The sequence below is a fragment of the Bacteroides sp. M10 genome (genome assembly GCF_014334015.1).
GTDB classification, from domain to species: domain Bacteria; phylum Bacteroidota; class Bacteroidia; order Bacteroidales; family Bacteroidaceae; genus Bacteroides; species Bacteroides intestinigallinarum.
On sequence record NZ_CP060488.1, the window covers coordinates 293,198 to 308,419 of the forward strand.

13 protein-coding genes and 1 pseudogene are annotated in these 15,222 nt (G+C 50.0%); 8 read left to right on the plus strand and 6 right to left on the minus strand.

Going from position 1 to position 15,222, the window contains the following annotated elements; translation table 11 throughout:
- Positions 1–95 precede the first annotated feature (95 nt).
- From thrC to H8796_RS01140, 4 genes are all read right to left on the minus strand, one after another.
- A complete protein-coding gene (gene thrC / locus H8796_RS01125) occupies positions 96–1,397 on the minus strand; it encodes a threonine synthase (RefSeq protein WP_117936288.1) in 1,302 nt (433 codons plus the stop codon).
- A gap of 13 nt (positions 1,398–1,410) precedes the next feature.
- Complete coding sequence (locus tag H8796_RS01130) at positions 1,411–2,619, minus strand: cofactor-independent phosphoglycerate mutase (protein ID WP_117936290.1); 1,209 nt, start codon at positions 2,617–2,619, stop codon at positions 1,411–1,413.
- Between the two features lie 106 nt (positions 2,620–2,725).
- Positions 2,726–5,161 (minus strand): bifunctional aspartate kinase/homoserine dehydrogenase I, encoded by a 2,436-nt coding sequence (gene thrA / locus H8796_RS01135; protein ID WP_004299126.1) that lies wholly within the window; start codon positions 5,159–5,161, stop codon positions 2,726–2,728.
- 828 nt (positions 5,162–5,989) lie between these two features.
- Positions 5,990–6,745, minus strand: coding sequence for a WG repeat-containing protein (locus tag H8796_RS01140; protein ID WP_117599357.1), 756 nt, complete (start codon positions 6,743–6,745; stop codon positions 5,990–5,992).
- 131 nt (positions 6,746–6,876) lie between these two features.
- Between H8796_RS01140 and H8796_RS01145 the strand changes: the two genes are divergently transcribed.
- The 8 genes and pseudogenes from H8796_RS01145 (at position 6,877) to H8796_RS01180 (ending at position 13,439) form a co-directional block, all read left to right on the plus strand.
- A complete protein-coding gene (locus tag H8796_RS01145; RefSeq protein WP_008627610.1) occupies positions 6,877–7,179 on the plus strand; it encodes an immunity 17 family protein in 303 nt (100 codons plus the stop codon).
- 9 nt (positions 7,180–7,188) lie between these two features.
- Positions 7,189–7,431: pseudogene (locus H8796_RS01150) on the plus strand (hypothetical protein); the annotation flags it as partial.
- Between the two features lie 222 nt (positions 7,432–7,653).
- Complete coding sequence (locus H8796_RS01155; protein ID WP_029427377.1) at positions 7,654–8,499, plus strand: AraC family transcriptional regulator; 846 nt, start codon at positions 7,654–7,656, stop codon at positions 8,497–8,499.
- Positions 8,500–8,646: 147 nt separating this feature from the next.
- Positions 8,647–9,483: an RteC domain-containing protein gene (locus H8796_RS01160; RefSeq protein ID WP_004327325.1), complete on the plus strand. Its 837-nt coding sequence runs from the start codon at positions 8,647–8,649 to the stop codon at positions 9,481–9,483.
- A gap of 229 nt (positions 9,484–9,712) precedes the next feature.
- Positions 9,713–10,141, plus strand: a complete 429-nt coding sequence (locus tag H8796_RS01165; RefSeq protein WP_004327326.1) for a helix-turn-helix domain-containing protein — start codon at positions 9,713–9,715, stop codon at positions 10,139–10,141.
- Positions 10,104–12,203 (plus strand): bifunctional DNA primase/helicase, encoded by a 2,100-nt coding sequence (locus tag H8796_RS01170; protein WP_032854687.1) that lies wholly within the window; start codon positions 10,104–10,106, stop codon positions 12,201–12,203. Before H8796_RS01165 ends, H8796_RS01170 begins: the two co-directional genes overlap by 38 nt.
- Positions 12,178–12,537 (plus strand): helix-turn-helix domain-containing protein, encoded by a 360-nt coding sequence (locus H8796_RS01175; RefSeq protein ID WP_004327328.1) that lies wholly within the window; start codon positions 12,178–12,180, stop codon positions 12,535–12,537. The genes H8796_RS01170 and H8796_RS01175 overlap by 26 nt, the downstream gene beginning before the upstream one ends.
- 410 nt (positions 12,538–12,947) lie before the next feature.
- Complete coding sequence (locus tag H8796_RS01180; protein WP_008627633.1) at positions 12,948–13,439, plus strand: dihydrofolate reductase family protein; 492 nt, start codon at positions 12,948–12,950, stop codon at positions 13,437–13,439.
- 248 nt (positions 13,440–13,687) lie between these two features.
- Here the strand turns inward: H8796_RS01180 and H8796_RS01185 are convergent, their stop codons facing one another.
- Both H8796_RS01185 and H8796_RS01190 read right to left on the minus strand, forming a co-directional pair.
- Positions 13,688–14,071: a type II toxin-antitoxin system RnlB family antitoxin gene (locus H8796_RS01185; RefSeq protein ID WP_005647599.1), complete on the minus strand. Its 384-nt coding sequence runs from the start codon at positions 14,069–14,071 to the stop codon at positions 13,688–13,690.
- Between the two features lies 1 nt (position 14,072).
- On the minus strand, positions 14,073–15,155 hold the full coding sequence (locus H8796_RS01190; protein ID WP_009040055.1) for a type II toxin-antitoxin system RnlA family toxin: 1,083 nt from the start codon (positions 15,153–15,155) through the stop codon (positions 14,073–14,075).
- Between the last annotated feature and the right edge of the window lie 67 nt (positions 15,156–15,222).

Here is a 15,222-nt window from a genome sequence, read left to right on the forward strand (position 1 = left end):
TCATAACTGTGCCACCTTGTTGGCACGACCGTGACACTTCGATGACACAACCGTGCCAACAAGGTGGCACAAATTCATTCATAGGAAGAAGAGGATTAAAGCGTCAACAAGTACTTCTTGAAGTCCGCAAACTCTTTTGTCATTTGAAAGCTCTTTTTCTCGCCTTTCATAAATTCCTGCAATTTGGCAGGGATTTCTACCGCTTCTCCAATAATGCTTTCCACTGTTTCGAGGAACTTGGCAGGATGAGCCGTTTCAAGGAATACACCCGTTTCTCCCTCTTTCAAGCCTTCTACCAACGCACGATATCCACAAGCACCATGAGGATCAAGGAGATAATGATGTTCTTTCCAGGTTTCTTTCACCGTTTCGCGGATTTGCTCATCGGTATAAGTTGTTCCTGAAATCTCAGCAGAGATATCAGCGTGTGAACCGCCATATAAATCAAGTACGCGGGCAAAGTTACTCGGATCGCCTACGTCCATAGCATTAGCAATCGTTGCGATAGACGGACGGGGATTATATTTACCTGTCTGCAGATATTGATAGAAAATATCGTTGCGGTTATTGGCAGCAATGAAACGCTTCACGGGTAAACCCATCTTCTTACCAAACAATCCGGCGGTGATATTTCCAAAGTTTCCACTAGGTACACAGATTACAGCATTATCAGCTTTTCCGGCACGTTTCAATTGTGCATAAGCATAGAAATAATAGAATGCCTGCGGCAGGAAACGGGCTACATTGATGGAGTTGGCAGAAGTCAACGAAAGGTGTTCATTCAATTCTTTATCCATGAAAGCAGATTTCACCAATGCCTGACAATCATCAAATGTTCCGTCCACTTCAAGCGCAGTGATATTCTGTCCAAGTGTAGTGAATTGCTTCTCCTGTATTTCGCTCACTTTTCCTTTCGGATAAAGCACATACACATGAATGCCTTCCACACCCAGGAAGCCGTTGGCAACAGCACTTCCCGTATCACCGGAAGTAGCTACCAATACATTGACATTCTTTTGTCCTTCTTTCTTAATGAAGTATCCCAAAAGACGCGCCATGAAACGACCGCCTACATCTTTAAATGCTAACGTCGGTCCGTGGAAAAGTTCAAGTGAATAGATGTTATCTGCCACCTTAACCAAAGGTACATCGAAACTTAATGTATCATATACAATCTGTTTCAGCGTATCGGCAGGAATATCCTCACCGAAGAAAGCATCGGCTACGCGATAAGCAATTTCCTGAAAGGATAAACTATCAATCGTATCGTAAAAGTCCTGTGGAAGAGGTTTGATAGACATAGGCATAAACAGCCCTTTGTCGGCAGCAAGCCCTTTTACCACCGCTTCTTGCAGTGAGGCAACAGGTGCTTGTTTATTCGTACTATAATATTTCATAATCTGTGGTGACTTATTTCATGAATTCTTTTATAAACTCGTCTTCTTTCAGAAGTCCGTAACTACCGTTGCAAGCAGCTATTTCATCATACGTCTGCACTTCGTCCGGCTCGATACCCGGATACCAGATAAGGAACGGAATGGGATCAGATGTATGGGTACGAAGCTCACAGGGAGTAGGATGATCGGGCAATACAGCAATGGCTACCGGTTCGTCCCAATCTTTCACTGCTTCATAAATAGGACCTACGGCACGTTTATCAAGATTCTCGATAGTGAGAAGTTTCAAGTCGATGTCTCCCTCGTGTCCGGCCTCATCACTGGCTTCGATATGCAGATAAACAAAATCATCCGTCTCCAATGCTTCCAAGGCAGCGGCCACTTTGTTTTCATAATTCGTATTATAAAGTCCGGTTGCTCCCTCTACTGCGATGCGACGTAAATCAGCATAATAACCGATTCCGTTTATCAGATCGACAGCCGAGATGACTGCTCCTTTCTTTACCTGTGGGAAAGTCTCGGAGAAAGTAGGCATCTGCGGACGGTAACCGGGGCTCCAAGGCCAAATACTGTTCGCAGGATCTTTACCTTCTGCCATACGTTTCAGATTCAATGGATGATCTTTCAGCAATTCCTGTGATTTCAGAATCAGGTCGTTAATCAGATCTGCCGTTTCTTGCGCTTCCGGAACCAATGGTTTCACCATCAATGGACGGAAAGGTTTCAAAGGTACATCATGCGGAGGTGTACAGTCCAATTCTTTATTACCTCCCTTGATAACCAATAGATGGCGGTACTGAACTCCTGTATGAAAGCGTACGCGGTCATTGCCCAGTTTTTCTTGCAAATATTGAATCAATACATCTGCTTCTTCTGTAGATATATGTCCGGAGGAGTGATTCTTCAGAATTTCTCCTTCCACACAAATCAAATTACAGCGCATTGCCATCTCACCCGGTTTCAGATCCACACCAATACTGGCAGCTTCCAGCGGTCCGCGACCTTCATATACCTTTGGCAAATTATATCCCAACACGGACATATTGGCAACTTCACTACCCGGATGGAAACCTTCCGCCACAGTAATCAGGCGGCCATTACGTCCCATGCGAGCTAGCTTATCCATATAAGGCGTCTTTGCATATTGCAGGAGCGTCTTGTCCCCTAATGACTTCACTGGCCAATCGGCCATTCCGTCTCCCAATATGATAATATGCTTCATAAATTGAAAATTGAAAATTGAAAATTGAGAATTGAGAATTGAGAATTAAAAAATGAAAGAAAGCCTTAGATCCGTTTCCGAATGGTATTTCTCAATTTTTAATTTATTAAACGTTTGCGATACTCATGATGTCGGCAAATACTCCGGCAGCCGTTACGCCGGCACCGGCACCGTATCCTTGAATCATCATCGGATATTCTTTATAGCGTTCCGTAGTGAGCAGGATAATATTGTTGCTGCCCTCCAGTCCGTAGAACGGATGGTTAGCTCCTACTTCCTGCAGGCCGACGGAGGCTTTTCCATTCTCCAGTTTGGCGACGAAACGCCAGTGTTTGTTTTCTTTTTCCAATACCTGGCGACGGGCTTCAAAGTCTGCGTCGAGACTTGGAACACGTTTCCAGAAATCTTCCAGAGAACCTTCGAAGAAGTCATTCGGAACAAAGAGGTTCTTTTCAACATCTTCCTGCTCCAGACGGTATCCGGCTTCACGTGCCAGAATCACCAGTTTACGGATCACATCTTTTCCACTCAAGTCAATACGTGGGTCCGGTTCAGAGTAACGTTCTTCCTGTGCCATTTTAATGGTACGGCTGAAAGGAATATCGGCACTGATTTTATTAAATATATAGTTCAGCGTACCGGAAAGTACCGCTTCAATCTTCAGAATCTTGTCACCGCTATGAATCAGGTCATTAATTGTATTGATGATCGGAAGACCTGCACCTACGTTTGTTTCGAACAGATACTTCACACCACGTTGGCGGGCAATCGTTTTCAGTTCACGATAGTTTTCATAAGCGGAAGAAGCCGCAATCTTATTGGCTGCTACCACAGAGATATTGTGTTGCAGGAAATCTTTGTAAAGCGATGCGATGTCAGCGCTGGCCGTACAGTCTACGAATACGGAATTAAAGATATTCATTCCGATAATCTCGTCGCGGATGGTTTGCAGGCTGCTGTCCTTGCCCTTTTCCAGCAGTTCTTCACGGAAGTTGGCGAGGTCGAAACCTTCACGGCTGAACATTGCCTTGGCTGCATCAATGATGCCTACTACATGGAGTTTCAGTCCGTTTTCCATCATCAGCTTTTGTTGCTGGCAACGAATCTGTTCTACCAAGCTGCCCCCTACCGTACCGACACCACAGATAAAGAGGTTCAATACCTGATATTCGGAGAGGAAGAAAGAGTCGTGGATTACGTTCAATGATTTACGCAAGGATTTGGAATCGACAACAAAAGAGATATTGGTTTCCGAAGCTCCCTGTGCGCAAGCGATAACGTTGATACCATTACGTCCCAGTGTACCGAAAAGTTTACCTGCGATACCCGGTGTATGTTTCATATTCTCACCTACGATAGCCACTGTTGCCAGATTTCTTTCCGCCAAAATCGGAGAAATCTCACCCATCTCTATTTCTTTCGCAAATTCTTCGTTCAGCACTTCACAAGCCAGGTCGGCATCAGCATTACGCACACCGATAGAAGTACTGTTTTCCGATGAAGCCTGTGACACGAGGAACACGCTGATTCCATTCTTTGCCAATGCTTTAAAGATGCGGTAGTTGACACCGATCACACCTACCATACCGAGGCCCTGAACAGTAATCAGACTTGTGTCGTTGATGGAGGAAATACCTTTGATAGCTTTGCTCTGCGGGTTGGAAACTTCTTGTTTGATAACCGTTCCCACTCCATCCGGATTGAATGTATTCTTTATTATAATAGGAATATTCTTGTGACATACGGGATAGATAGTCGGCGGATAAACCACCTTTGCGCCGAAATTACAAAGTTCGGTCGCTTCTACGTAACTCAATTCCGTAATCGTATAAGCAGTCGAAATGACACGCGGATCAGCCGTCATAAATCCGTCTACGTCCGTCCAGATTTCCAGACTTGCCGCATCCAATGCCGCAGCGATAATAGCAGCCGTATAATCCGAGCCACCGCGTCCGAGGTTCGTTACATCCCCTGTTGTTTTATCCGAAGAGATGAATCCCGGCACCAGTGCTACTTTAGGAATAGACTGGAAAGCCTCTTTCACCAGTTTATTAGTCAATTCTGTATCCAGCGTGTGCTTGCTATGCTTTCTTTCCGTCTTGATAAAAGTGCGCGAATCGAACCATTTTGCTCCCTCAATCAGTGCGGTGACGATGATCGATGAAAGGCGTTCACCATAGCTGACGATTGTATCCGAAGTTTTCGGGGAAAGGTCTTTAATCAGGTAAATTCCCTGAAAGATATCCTTCAATTCGTTCAGCAGCTCGCCAATCTGACGTTGCAACGATACTTGCTTTTCTCCGGCAGGAATCACCTCCTTAATCATCTCCACATGACGGTAAACGATTTCGCGGAACTCACCCTCATAGGCTGAATCTCCCACTGCCGCCATCTTCGATGTATTTATCAATTTGTCAGTGATGCCTCCCAATGCGGAAACAACTACAATTACCGGCTCATTTGCCGACTCTACAATTCTCTTTACGCTTAAAATGCTGTTCACGGAACCTACGGATGTTCCGCCGAATTTCATTACTTTCATGAAGATACTTATTTAAATGCAATGTCCTGCAGTTTGCTTTTTACAGAACGATTGGTTGTTTACGAATAAAATTGAATTTGAATTTTGCCTGCTTATACAAGCGTGAATCACGTAGATACACAAAAACTATCCATTAACCCCTAAGGGTCATGGTACACATGAATGTGACTGTATGTGGATAGTACTTCATCATAGTCCTTGTTTCTACTCTTGTTTTTGATAAGTGTCGCAAAAGTAATAATAAAAACGTTCAATCTATCACTTTTTTCGGTTTTTTTCCTGAAAAAACAATCGTTTTTTTGTAATCGGTTGGTAGATAAGACTTAAAGAGTAGAAAGTTCGGTAGCCGGTAGCGATTTGGTAGCTGTGCGGGTTTCGCTGCATTGCTTCGCTCTGCTCTTGGAACTGATGCAAATATACTAATTTTGACCGAAAAAGGGAAATGTTTCGGGGATTTTTTATTTTTCGGGATTACCGGATTACAGGAAAAGCATAAAAGCAGGAGGCGGTGCAAGAAACGAGGTTGCACCCGTGGTTTTACCCGAAGTGTAAAGTGTTGATTTTCAGTGTGTATTTCTGTGGTGCAAGGTGCAGCTATATTTATATATATAGCTGCACCTTGCACCAGCCACACAGAGCTGTTTTGCGGCTTGCACCGATATTCTTTTAAGTTGCTGTAAATGAGTTGGTTTTGAATTTTTGTGTTTGTTTCGGGGAAAGGTGGGATGAACGGGGTGTTCCGATAGGGCTTGATTGCTTTGTGTTTGCCCTGCAAGGGCTTGGCAGGCGGGGGGCTGGAATGTCGGGCTTAGGGCAGTCTTGAGGCTTTTATTCAATCCTTTGCCCTTTGCGGTCGATGTAATACCAATCATCGCTTTCCCAATAGTGGTATTCCCCATCCGAACCGGGAACTTCTTCCAGTTCTCCCGTGTCGGTTACTTTCGCCTTCCCGTTCTCGAAAGGAAAGCCAAAAGCGAAGCGTGGTTCTACGAGGGTATTGCCATGCTCGTCCGCATATCCGATACGCCCTTTTTCATCGACGATGCGGTAAACGCCTTCCTGCACGGGGTCGTTGCCGTTGTCATACCGATACGGGACATAGAGGCTTGCGGGATGGCTGTTGCCGGAGGATATGGCCGTGCAGCGGTCATGATAAAGGGTGAACAGCCGTATTTCAAGCAGGATGGCGAGAACTGCAAGCACCATGCAGACAAGGAAACGAAGGCGATAGCGTTGCCGTACCGATACATGGAACGCCCCGTAATAGTCGTGCATCATGCGGTAACGCTCCTCGGTATAGATGCGCATATTCCTCCAGAGCAATACGGGGAACGGCAGTATCAGCGGGAAAAGGGTAAGGCGGTTGTCTGTTTCGTAAAGAAAGCGGACAGCCGGAGTGTCCAAGAACTGTAAAGCGATGGCGACAGGAAACAGGAGGCAGGCGAACTGAACCACACTGATGACCGCAAAACTACGATCCGGGAAGCCGTGCCGACAACTGCGCCACGTCCAATAAAAGAGGTGGTCGAAGAATCCGGGGAGCTTCAACCGGCTGGTTCTTTTATGTGGGGAGGCTTTCTTCATACGTTTGCGGCTATATAGGTGCAAATAAAACGTATTTCTTCCAAACGGAAAAGAATTTTGCGGTGAAACTTTTTGAGTGATTGGACTTTTCGCTATTTTTGTTTTGAGGTATAACGGTTCGTCCGTAAGGTATGAATTTGGCTTTTTCTGTTATTGCTATGGAATGGTTCGATAAGATAAGCGAGTTTATGGAGGGTCTGCCGGAGTGGTTGCAGGCGCATCCGAGGTACGGCTACCTGATCGTGGCGGGAATCCTGCTGCTGTGGCTTGTGGGGATTGTCTGCGGATGGCGGTGGACGTACTCCCGTCCGGGAAGTTGGGAAGGGAATTTCTGGCTGGGTACGCTGGGTGAAAGGAGTTACCGTTTCTGGCTGGGGCTGATCGTTGCCGCCGCAACGGGATGCGCCCTGTTGCTGTTCTTCGTAACGGGATAAGCAAGCGGAAAGCTGTATTACCGTCCTGCGAAGCTGAAAGCGATGCAGGCGAAGTACGAGACAATGGGCGAATACCGGAAATTGCTCGGTCAATGCCTGTTCTGGCTGTATGTTATCGGCAGTTTTGCATCGTTCTTCATTATAGCCGAACAAAAGAACCATTCCAAGGAGCAACCACTGATCGAAAGGTTGCAGGAGATACGGGACGGTAAATATCCCGTTGAAAAGACGCACTCACCAACCGGCGAATGACTTTCTTCCGGCTCCCCCTGCTTACTGTCATGCCGTTCTGCGGGTGGAACCGGTACAGCCTTTCTGTTTTTCACGATTGAATATCCGGACCTATGGAGCAAAATCCGAATCTGTAATTCAAGGAAATATCGTGACCGATACGGGGTGTCGGCAGGACATCTATTGCAAACAATTTGTAATTTCGTGTAAGATTTGTATTATTTAATATCGTATTGAAACAAAATGAAACAGAATCTTACACTAATTCTAATGAATGAAGCCGTCCGGGAGGGATGGCGGGAATGGATGGAAAAGGTACGCAGGGTATTGCCGCAAACGGATGCGGAGCGTCCGGTGACATGGATTGCGGCGGAACGGCTCGCACGGGAGAACGGACGGATGGTGCGGCTGGTGGAGCTGCTGCGGGAACACCGCCCCGTACTTTCGTACCGGGTGAAGGAGGAAGCCGGACTGCTGATACTGGTCGCCTATCACCGCCACGGAAGCTCGTCAGACTTCCTGCTGGAAACGGCGGAGGCGTATTTCCGGGAAAGGGACTGCGGAGGATTCCTGTTCCTCTGCCGGATGCAGGCAAGCATCAACGCCTACGACGAATACCCGCACCTGAACGTGCTCTGCAACCGTCTGGCGGGACTGCTGTTCCGCTTCCGCCGTGAACGGGCGTCCGAGTACCGCAAGGGCATACCGCCGATGTTCGGCAAGGCGGACTTGCAGGAGGTGGAAAAGTACCTGCCGCACCTGCGGGGCTGCTCGTTCCGGGAAGAAATCGCACTGGCTCTGCCCAAGGTGAAGAACGTGGAGGAACTGGCACGGGAATGCGCCATGTCGGTCAATACGCTGGGACGGCGTTTCAAGGAGGAGCTGAACACCACTCCGCACCGCTGGCTGACGGAACAGCGGAAGGCGCACGTGACCTCCCTGCTGGCGGACACGGACATGCCCCTTCAAGAGATTGCCGACGTGTGCGGCTTCGCCACTCCGAGCTACCTGTGGGACTTCTGCAAGAAGCACCTGAAGGCTACTCCTGCCGAAATCCGTGAAATCGCCCGGTGCGCCCGTACAGTTTAGCCTCCCTTTTCCAGCCCTGCCGTGAAAAAACGACCGTCCGGAGCCGATTGGCGGACAATCCGAATCCGGCGGTGAAGATTCAGAACGCCCGTTTCCCCGCCGTCCGCTAACTTTGCGCCCTTATAAACAACATGAAACAAGATTTATATGGAAGAATATTTTAACGGGCTGCTGAAGGAGGTGGATCAGCGCATGGCGACCACAGCCCCCGGCATGGACGGCAAGGAGGTGATAGGCGTCTGCCGTGAGATGGTCTCGTACCTGAAAGGCAAGAACCGGGAACTGAAGGAGTACGCCCTCGCCCATCCGTTCGCCGGGGACGCGAAGGAGATCCTCTACTTCAAGTATTACAAGCCCGCCCTGACGGGCAGGCTGCTGTACTATTACCGGGTGTACCAGATAGAGAGCGGCTGCCCCGCCTGCCTGCGTGTCGCCGAACCGTACTACCGCAAGGCGATGGAGCGTGCCGAGCGGATGATGGAACGCTACCTGCCCTTTTACCAGTATTACCACAGCGGGGCGACGTACCGGGACAGCTACTATTTCCTGCGGGCGAAGGGCGAGCTAAGCCCCGAGAGCGGCAGCTTCGTGCTGGACGAGGAGGCGGAGTTCTCCACGGGCTACGACATACTGGCGGCACGGCTGATCTCGGTGGAGATGCTGCTGGTACACCTGAGCCGCCGGATGGAGCGTGCGGCGCAGGGGACGGAAACGGAAGCCGTGCCGGAGAAGGAACACCGCTGGACGAACACGAAGGTTGCCGCCATACTGCTCGTCTATGGCATACACGTGACGGGAAGCGTGGACGAGGGCAACGCCGAGATCGGCGAGCTGGCTGCGCTGTTCGAGAAGCATTTCCACGTGGATCTGGGCAACGTGTACCACGCTTTCGGCAGGCTGCGGGGGCAACAGAACCCGACGGCGTTCTTGGACGAGATGAAGGAGAGGCTGCTGAAAAAGATGCGGGACATGGATAGCCGGTAGCAAGTTGGCAACGGGGCGGCAGGACACGGGAAGGGAGCGTCCGAAGGGCTGGAAAGAGCCTTCCGGACGCTCTTTTTTACCCCGTCTCGGTCCTTTTTACCGCCCGGAACGGCGGCAAGGGCGAAAATGCGCCCCGAAAAAAAATCTTTGCCAAGGTGCTGATATAGTGGCAGGAAAAACCGGCGAATCGGGCGACATTTGCGGCAGAAACCTAAAAATGAGTACGACAATGGAAATAATGACCATCGAGAGCAACGCCTACCGCCTGCTCGTGGAGAAGATCGAGAAGATAACCGCCTACGTGGAGGAATCCCGGAACCGGGAGGAAACGGAGCGCAAACGGAAAGAGGAAGCGGAAAGCCCTGCGACCAAGGGACGGAAAGCCGACCCGAAGTGGATGACGCACAAGGAGGTGTGCGAGGCGCTGGACATCAGCCACCGCACCCTGCAACGCTACCGGCAGAAGCATATCATTCCCTATTCGATGATCGGGCGGCAGATACGCTATCCCCGGCAGGCTGTCGAGAGCCTGCGTGAGCGGTGGATGGTGGAGACGCCCGCCGCCAAGATCGACCGGATGATAGCGGAACATCCCCTGCATAACCGAAAAAACGGCAGCTATGGTAAGAAAGGAAGAAGTGCTGGCAAGAACCAGTAACGGGCTGGACGTGTTCCGCCACTACCTGCCCGTGAAGTGGCGGGTGGGCAGGAACTTCCTGAACCCGCTGTACGCCGACAGCAAGGCTTCGTGCAACGTGTATTACGACCGCCGGAGCGGTACGTACCGGATGAAGGACTTCGGCAACGGGGACTATTCGGGCGACTGTTTCTTCCTCGTGGCGAAGCTGAAAGGGCTGGACTGCCGGAACGCCGCCGACTTCGTGGAGGTGCTGCACACCATCGACCGGGAGCTGTGCCTCGGACTGGACGGGGACAGCCCGACCGACGGGACGGTGGGAACCGGGGGCTGCCGGAGATTGCGGCCCGTGCCGGGCGCAAGGGGCGGCGGTGCCGGGGAAGCCGGAACGGACACGGAAGAGGCGGCAGTGTCCGCCGACCGTCCCGAGCCGAAGCCCTACCGGGCGGCGGAGAAGCCCTTCACCGAGGGGGAGCTTGCCTACTGGGGCGCATCGGGCATCACCGTGGAGGTGCTGCGCCGCTACGGGACGGTATCGCTCGCCGAGTACCGGGGCAAGACGAGGGAGGGCAAGGCGTTCGGCTTCAGCTCCACCCCGGCGGAACCGATGTTCGGGTACAGGGGGAAATGGGGCGTGAAGGTCTATCGCCCGATGTCGGAGGTGCGCTTCGTCTATGGCGGGCACACGGGCGACAACTACTGCTTCGGGCTGGAGCAACTGCCCTCGAAGGGCGACCTGCTCTTCCTCACGGGCGGCGAGAAGGACGTGCTGACGCTGGCGGCGCACGGCTTCCACGCCATCTGCTTCAACTCGGAGACCTCGGTCATCCCGGCGAAGACCGTGCGCAAGCTGGTCTATCGCTTCAAGCACATCGTGCTGCTGTACGACACGGACAAGACGGGGCTGGAATGCTCGGAGAAGCACCGTGCGCAACTGGCGGAGTACGGGGTGAAACGGCTGGTGCTGCCGCTGCCGGGGACGAAGGCGGAGAAGGACGTGACGGACTACTTCAAAGCCGGGCACACGAGGGAGGAGCTGATGGGGCTGTTCCTGAAACTGCTCGACACGCTGTACGGGGACACGCTGGCGATGCTGAAATCGTGCGAGATCGACTATGACCACCCGCCCGAACAGGCGGTCGCCATCGTTACCGCCGGGGACGTGCCGTTAGGCTCGGAAGAGAACATCCTCTGCATCACGGGCGGCGAAGGGACGGGCAAGAGCAACTACACCGCCGCACTGGTCGCCGGGGCGATCATGGAACGGGAGACGGACGCCGATCTCTTGGGGGTGCGGGTGGAGCCGAACCGCAAGGGGCGTGCGGTGCTGCTCTACGACACGGAACAGAGCGAGCAACAGCTCCACAAGAACACGGGGCGGCTGCTGCGCCGTGCCGGGCGTGAGCGGATGCCGGAGTACCTGCACGTGTACTGCCTGACGGGGATGTCGAGAAGCGAGCGGCTGACCGCCATCGTGCAGAGCATGGACCGGTACCACTACCTGCACGGGGGCATCCATCTGGTCGTCATCGACGGGGTGGCGGACCTGATCCGCTGCGCCAACGACGAGGCGGAGAGCGTGGCGCTGATTGACGAGATCTACCGGCTGGCGGGAATCTACCGCACGTGCATCGCCGCCGTGGTGCATTTCGTGCCGAACGGACTGAAGCTGCGGGGACACCTCGGCAGCGAGCTGCAACGCAAGTCCGCCGCCATCCTCTCCATCGAGAAGGACGAGAACCCGGAGGTGTCGGTGGTGAAGGCGTTGAAGGTCAGGGACGGCAGCCCGCTGGATATTCCGCTGATGCAGTTCAGATGGGACAAGCAAGCCGGGATGCCCGTCTATGTGGGCGAGAAGCCGAGGGCGGAGAAAGAGAAGCGCAAGGAAAAGGAGCTGGCGGAGATGGCACGGGAGGCGTTCGCCCGGCAGGAGAAGTACGGCTACATCGAACTGTGCGAGCTGATACAGGAGATGCTGGAAGTGAAGGAACGGACGGCGAAAGGCTACATCCGCTATATGCGGGAAAAGGAAATCATCGAAAAGGAGGGCGACTGCTATGTACACGGACAGGGAAGAGTTTGAGGGCTGGATGGAGCGCATCATGGAACGCTTCGACCGGACGGAGAAATTGCTGGAAAGGGTGCTGAAGAAGAACAACACGCTCGACGGCGAGGAGGTGCTGGACAACCAAGACCTGTGCCTGCTGCTGAAGGTGGGCATCCGCACGCTGCAACGCTACCGTGCCATCGGGGTGCTGCCGTACTTCACCATCAGCGGCAAGGTGTTCTACCGCACGAAGGACGTGCACGAGTTCATCCGCACCCGTTTCGCCGACGTGGAGGAACGGGCTGCGAAACGCAAGGAGAAGGAAGCCCGGAAAGAGGAAAGGCGCAGGAAAAGGGGGCTGTTCCCGTGAGAATGACATTTTTCTGACGGTGCTTTTAGTGGATGAAGCCCTGCCGGATTGTGAGATTAGGCGGGGCTATTGTTTTGTTATTCGGGAAGTTTCATTATCTTTGTTCGCACGAAGACAGAAGGCGGTGCTCTCGGGCACGGTCGCTGTCGTGACATAGAAGATTCATGCCCGGCTTGGAAGCAGGCGGGGATTGATATACATATTGTACGTTCGCTGAACGTCTTGAAGTAAAAAACTGGTAATTTTTGATAAGCAAGACGAATGGCGCAATGTTCATGCTGTATGCTTATACGGCGTGGGCTTGCCTATTCTGCTTATCGGGTAATACCAGTACCTTTACTTCGGAATAGCGTGAGTTCACGCTGTTCTTTTGGGTGCGAGGCGGACATAATCCTTAAAAACACATTGATATGAAACAGATTACCTTGCACGTGTACCAATCCATTGACGGTTGTCCGGTCAGATCGGACAAGTATTTCGATGCGGCGGTGGACGCCTCCGGCTGCGTGCTGATCGACGAGGAAACCTACCTGCGCATTTACCTGAACCATCTGGGCTGGCCGCTCACGGCAAAAGAAACTTTGGTCGTGACGGACGGCTGTATTGATTTGACGGAGAAGGAACGGGTGCGGTTTGTTACAGGGGATGCGGCAGCGGAACTGCGGGGAATAAAAGCGGACGGCGAAGGTACGGTAACGGCTTACGGAGCGGAAACCGGGGCTTTGCTCTTGGATAACGGGCTGGCGGACGAAATCGTGGTGATAACCGTGCCGGTACTGGTCGGCGGCGGTGAGAAGGCACTGGAGTGCGGGCTGAATGACGACAGGACGTGGGTCGTGCGGTCGAGCAAGGTATTGGAGGACGGGAAAATCCGGACGGTGTACGGAAGGGTATGCCCATGAAATGCAAAAAGCCACTGAAAAGTGGCTTGGGTCATTCAGGAAAGGATGACGGGTTATAAAAAAACGACCCGCCGATTTGAGCATTATCAAGAGGCTTGGCGGGTTCTATTGGTGCAAAGATAAGGTAAATTCTTTGAAAGACAAAAGAATATTAAATTTAGGTAATACCGTTGCCTAAATTTGAGGTACAAAATAACAAAGGTGCATCAATGATGCACCTTTGTTGTATAATATGTAACTGACAAACATTACAATGCCGTTGGCAATGACTGAGTGTCAATAATTCTCTTTTTATAAAAGATTTTTTGGAAAGAAGACAATACACTACTGTCAATCCATTTAGAATGTGAAGCAAAAAAAGTATCGGCAACCTTGATATATTCTTTGGGTGCCTCACATTTTCTTAATGAATTGGAAATTAACATCATCCCTTTAAGTTTAGACTTAAAGAATCTATTTTTTAATCCATTGCGGTACAGAAAATCAAAATAGACCTCTGCATCGGCAATGTTGAGATTTGCCAATTCAGTCTGAAGCTCTTTCCAGTAGTAGTTCGTCATTTCTGACGATAAAATAACCACTAACAAGCTCCGTCCTTGCAAGGGGATTATTTGAAATTCTTTATTTTCCATTTTACCAATTATTACATATATTATTAATAATAACAAGGCAGTCCTTAATAATGTTTACGGCTTCATCGTATTCAAGGGTTCTACTTGTTTCCACATTAAAACTGTCCACATGGAATGTCGAGTGCCTATGTTGATTGAAGAATGAATATCCTTGTTCCAAAGCCTGCTTCAAATGTAGATTGTTGTCATACGTTCCGATACCACTTTTAAAGCAATACGCCCCACTATTATTTTTCTGAAAATATGTCCCGTATTCGTCAAAATCAGGCGCATCTTCCAAAAGACGAGTGCGCAATACCGCATCTAACGCTTTCAAAATGCCAAAAGTATAACATCCATAATCATCCACCTTAACCGCAGAGTTAGCCAAATTGATTGAAGTATTGATAAAGTTTTCTATCACACTTCCATCAATATGCTCTCTGTTTCCAATATACTTGCTAAGGTCGTTGTCTAATGCATAGCCAGCACGTGCTTGGATAGCAAACACTTCTTCTATAGCTTCGGAAGGAATGGAAGATATAGCTTGCAACACTTCGGTTATAAATTCCACATAAAATGATGTGATACATCCTTGTACCATTAATGTTCCGTTATTATAAAAGATAACAGAAACCTTAGCATCGTATTTCCCTTTCAGATGATATTGGTTCCGGATGTTCGGACTCTTATCCGTGTTTACTTCGGAAACAACAACATTATTATATTCTTTTACCGCTGAAATCAATGTATCAAAATCATCGCTCCTTACACCTTTCAATTTGAAGCATTTTTGATCCATATCCGGTATCGCAGTCTGTTCCACAATATACTCCCAACAATCCTTGCAAATTCCATTCAAAGTTCCATTTTTGCCTTGTATATTATGAGAAACTTGTCCACCAGTAATAAAACAATTTAATGTGCTTTTTTCCTGATTTTTTATATTGATAATCTCTATCTGCTTTTGCTTTCCTTGGTTACATTCCTTTATGTGAAGCGTATAAGCAGGGCGGGCAGCAATAAATTCTTTTGCTACTTCATCTATTTTCTCAATAGCCAGAGAGTATTTTTTAGTCGCCATTACATTCAAATTGGTCTGCAAAGTTATACATTTTATTTATATTACAATGTAGATCAGTATATTATTAACTATATTATTAATTTACAAG

Coding starts and splice junctions, on each gene's coding strand:
- H8796_RS01185 (WP_005647599.1), bottom strand. CDS start 14,071: ATGGAAAATAAAGAATTTCAAATAATCCCCTTGCAAGGACGGAGCTTG.
- H8796_RS01160 (WP_004327325.1), top strand. CDS start 8,647: ATGGAAGAATATTTTAACGGGCTGCTGAAGGAGGTGGATCAGCGCATG.
- H8796_RS01175 (WP_004327328.1), top strand. CDS start 12,178: ATGTACACGGACAGGGAAGAGTTTGAGGGCTGGATGGAGCGCATCATG.
- thrA (WP_004299126.1), bottom strand. CDS start 5,161: ATGAAAGTAATGAAATTCGGCGGAACATCCGTAGGTTCCGTGAACAGC.
- H8796_RS01170 (WP_032854687.1), top strand. CDS start 10,104: ATGGTAAGAAAGGAAGAAGTGCTGGCAAGAACCAGTAACGGGCTGGAC.
- H8796_RS01155 (WP_029427377.1), top strand. CDS start 7,654: ATGAAACAGAATCTTACACTAATTCTAATGAATGAAGCCGTCCGGGAG.
- H8796_RS01165 (WP_004327326.1), top strand. CDS start 9,713: ATGGAAATAATGACCATCGAGAGCAACGCCTACCGCCTGCTCGTGGAG.
- thrC (WP_117936288.1), bottom strand. CDS start 1,397: ATGAAATATTATAGTACGAATAAACAAGCACCTGTTGCCTCACTGCAA.
- H8796_RS01180 (WP_008627633.1), top strand. CDS start 12,948: ATGAAACAGATTACCTTGCACGTGTACCAATCCATTGACGGTTGTCCG.
- H8796_RS01140 (WP_117599357.1), bottom strand. CDS start 6,745: ATGAAGAAAGCCTCCCCACATAAAAGAACCAGCCGGTTGAAGCTCCCC.
- H8796_RS01130 (WP_117936290.1), bottom strand. CDS start 2,619: ATGAAGCATATTATCATATTGGGAGACGGAATGGCCGATTGGCCAGTG.
- H8796_RS01145 (WP_008627610.1), top strand. CDS start 6,877: ATGAATTTGGCTTTTTCTGTTATTGCTATGGAATGGTTCGATAAGATA.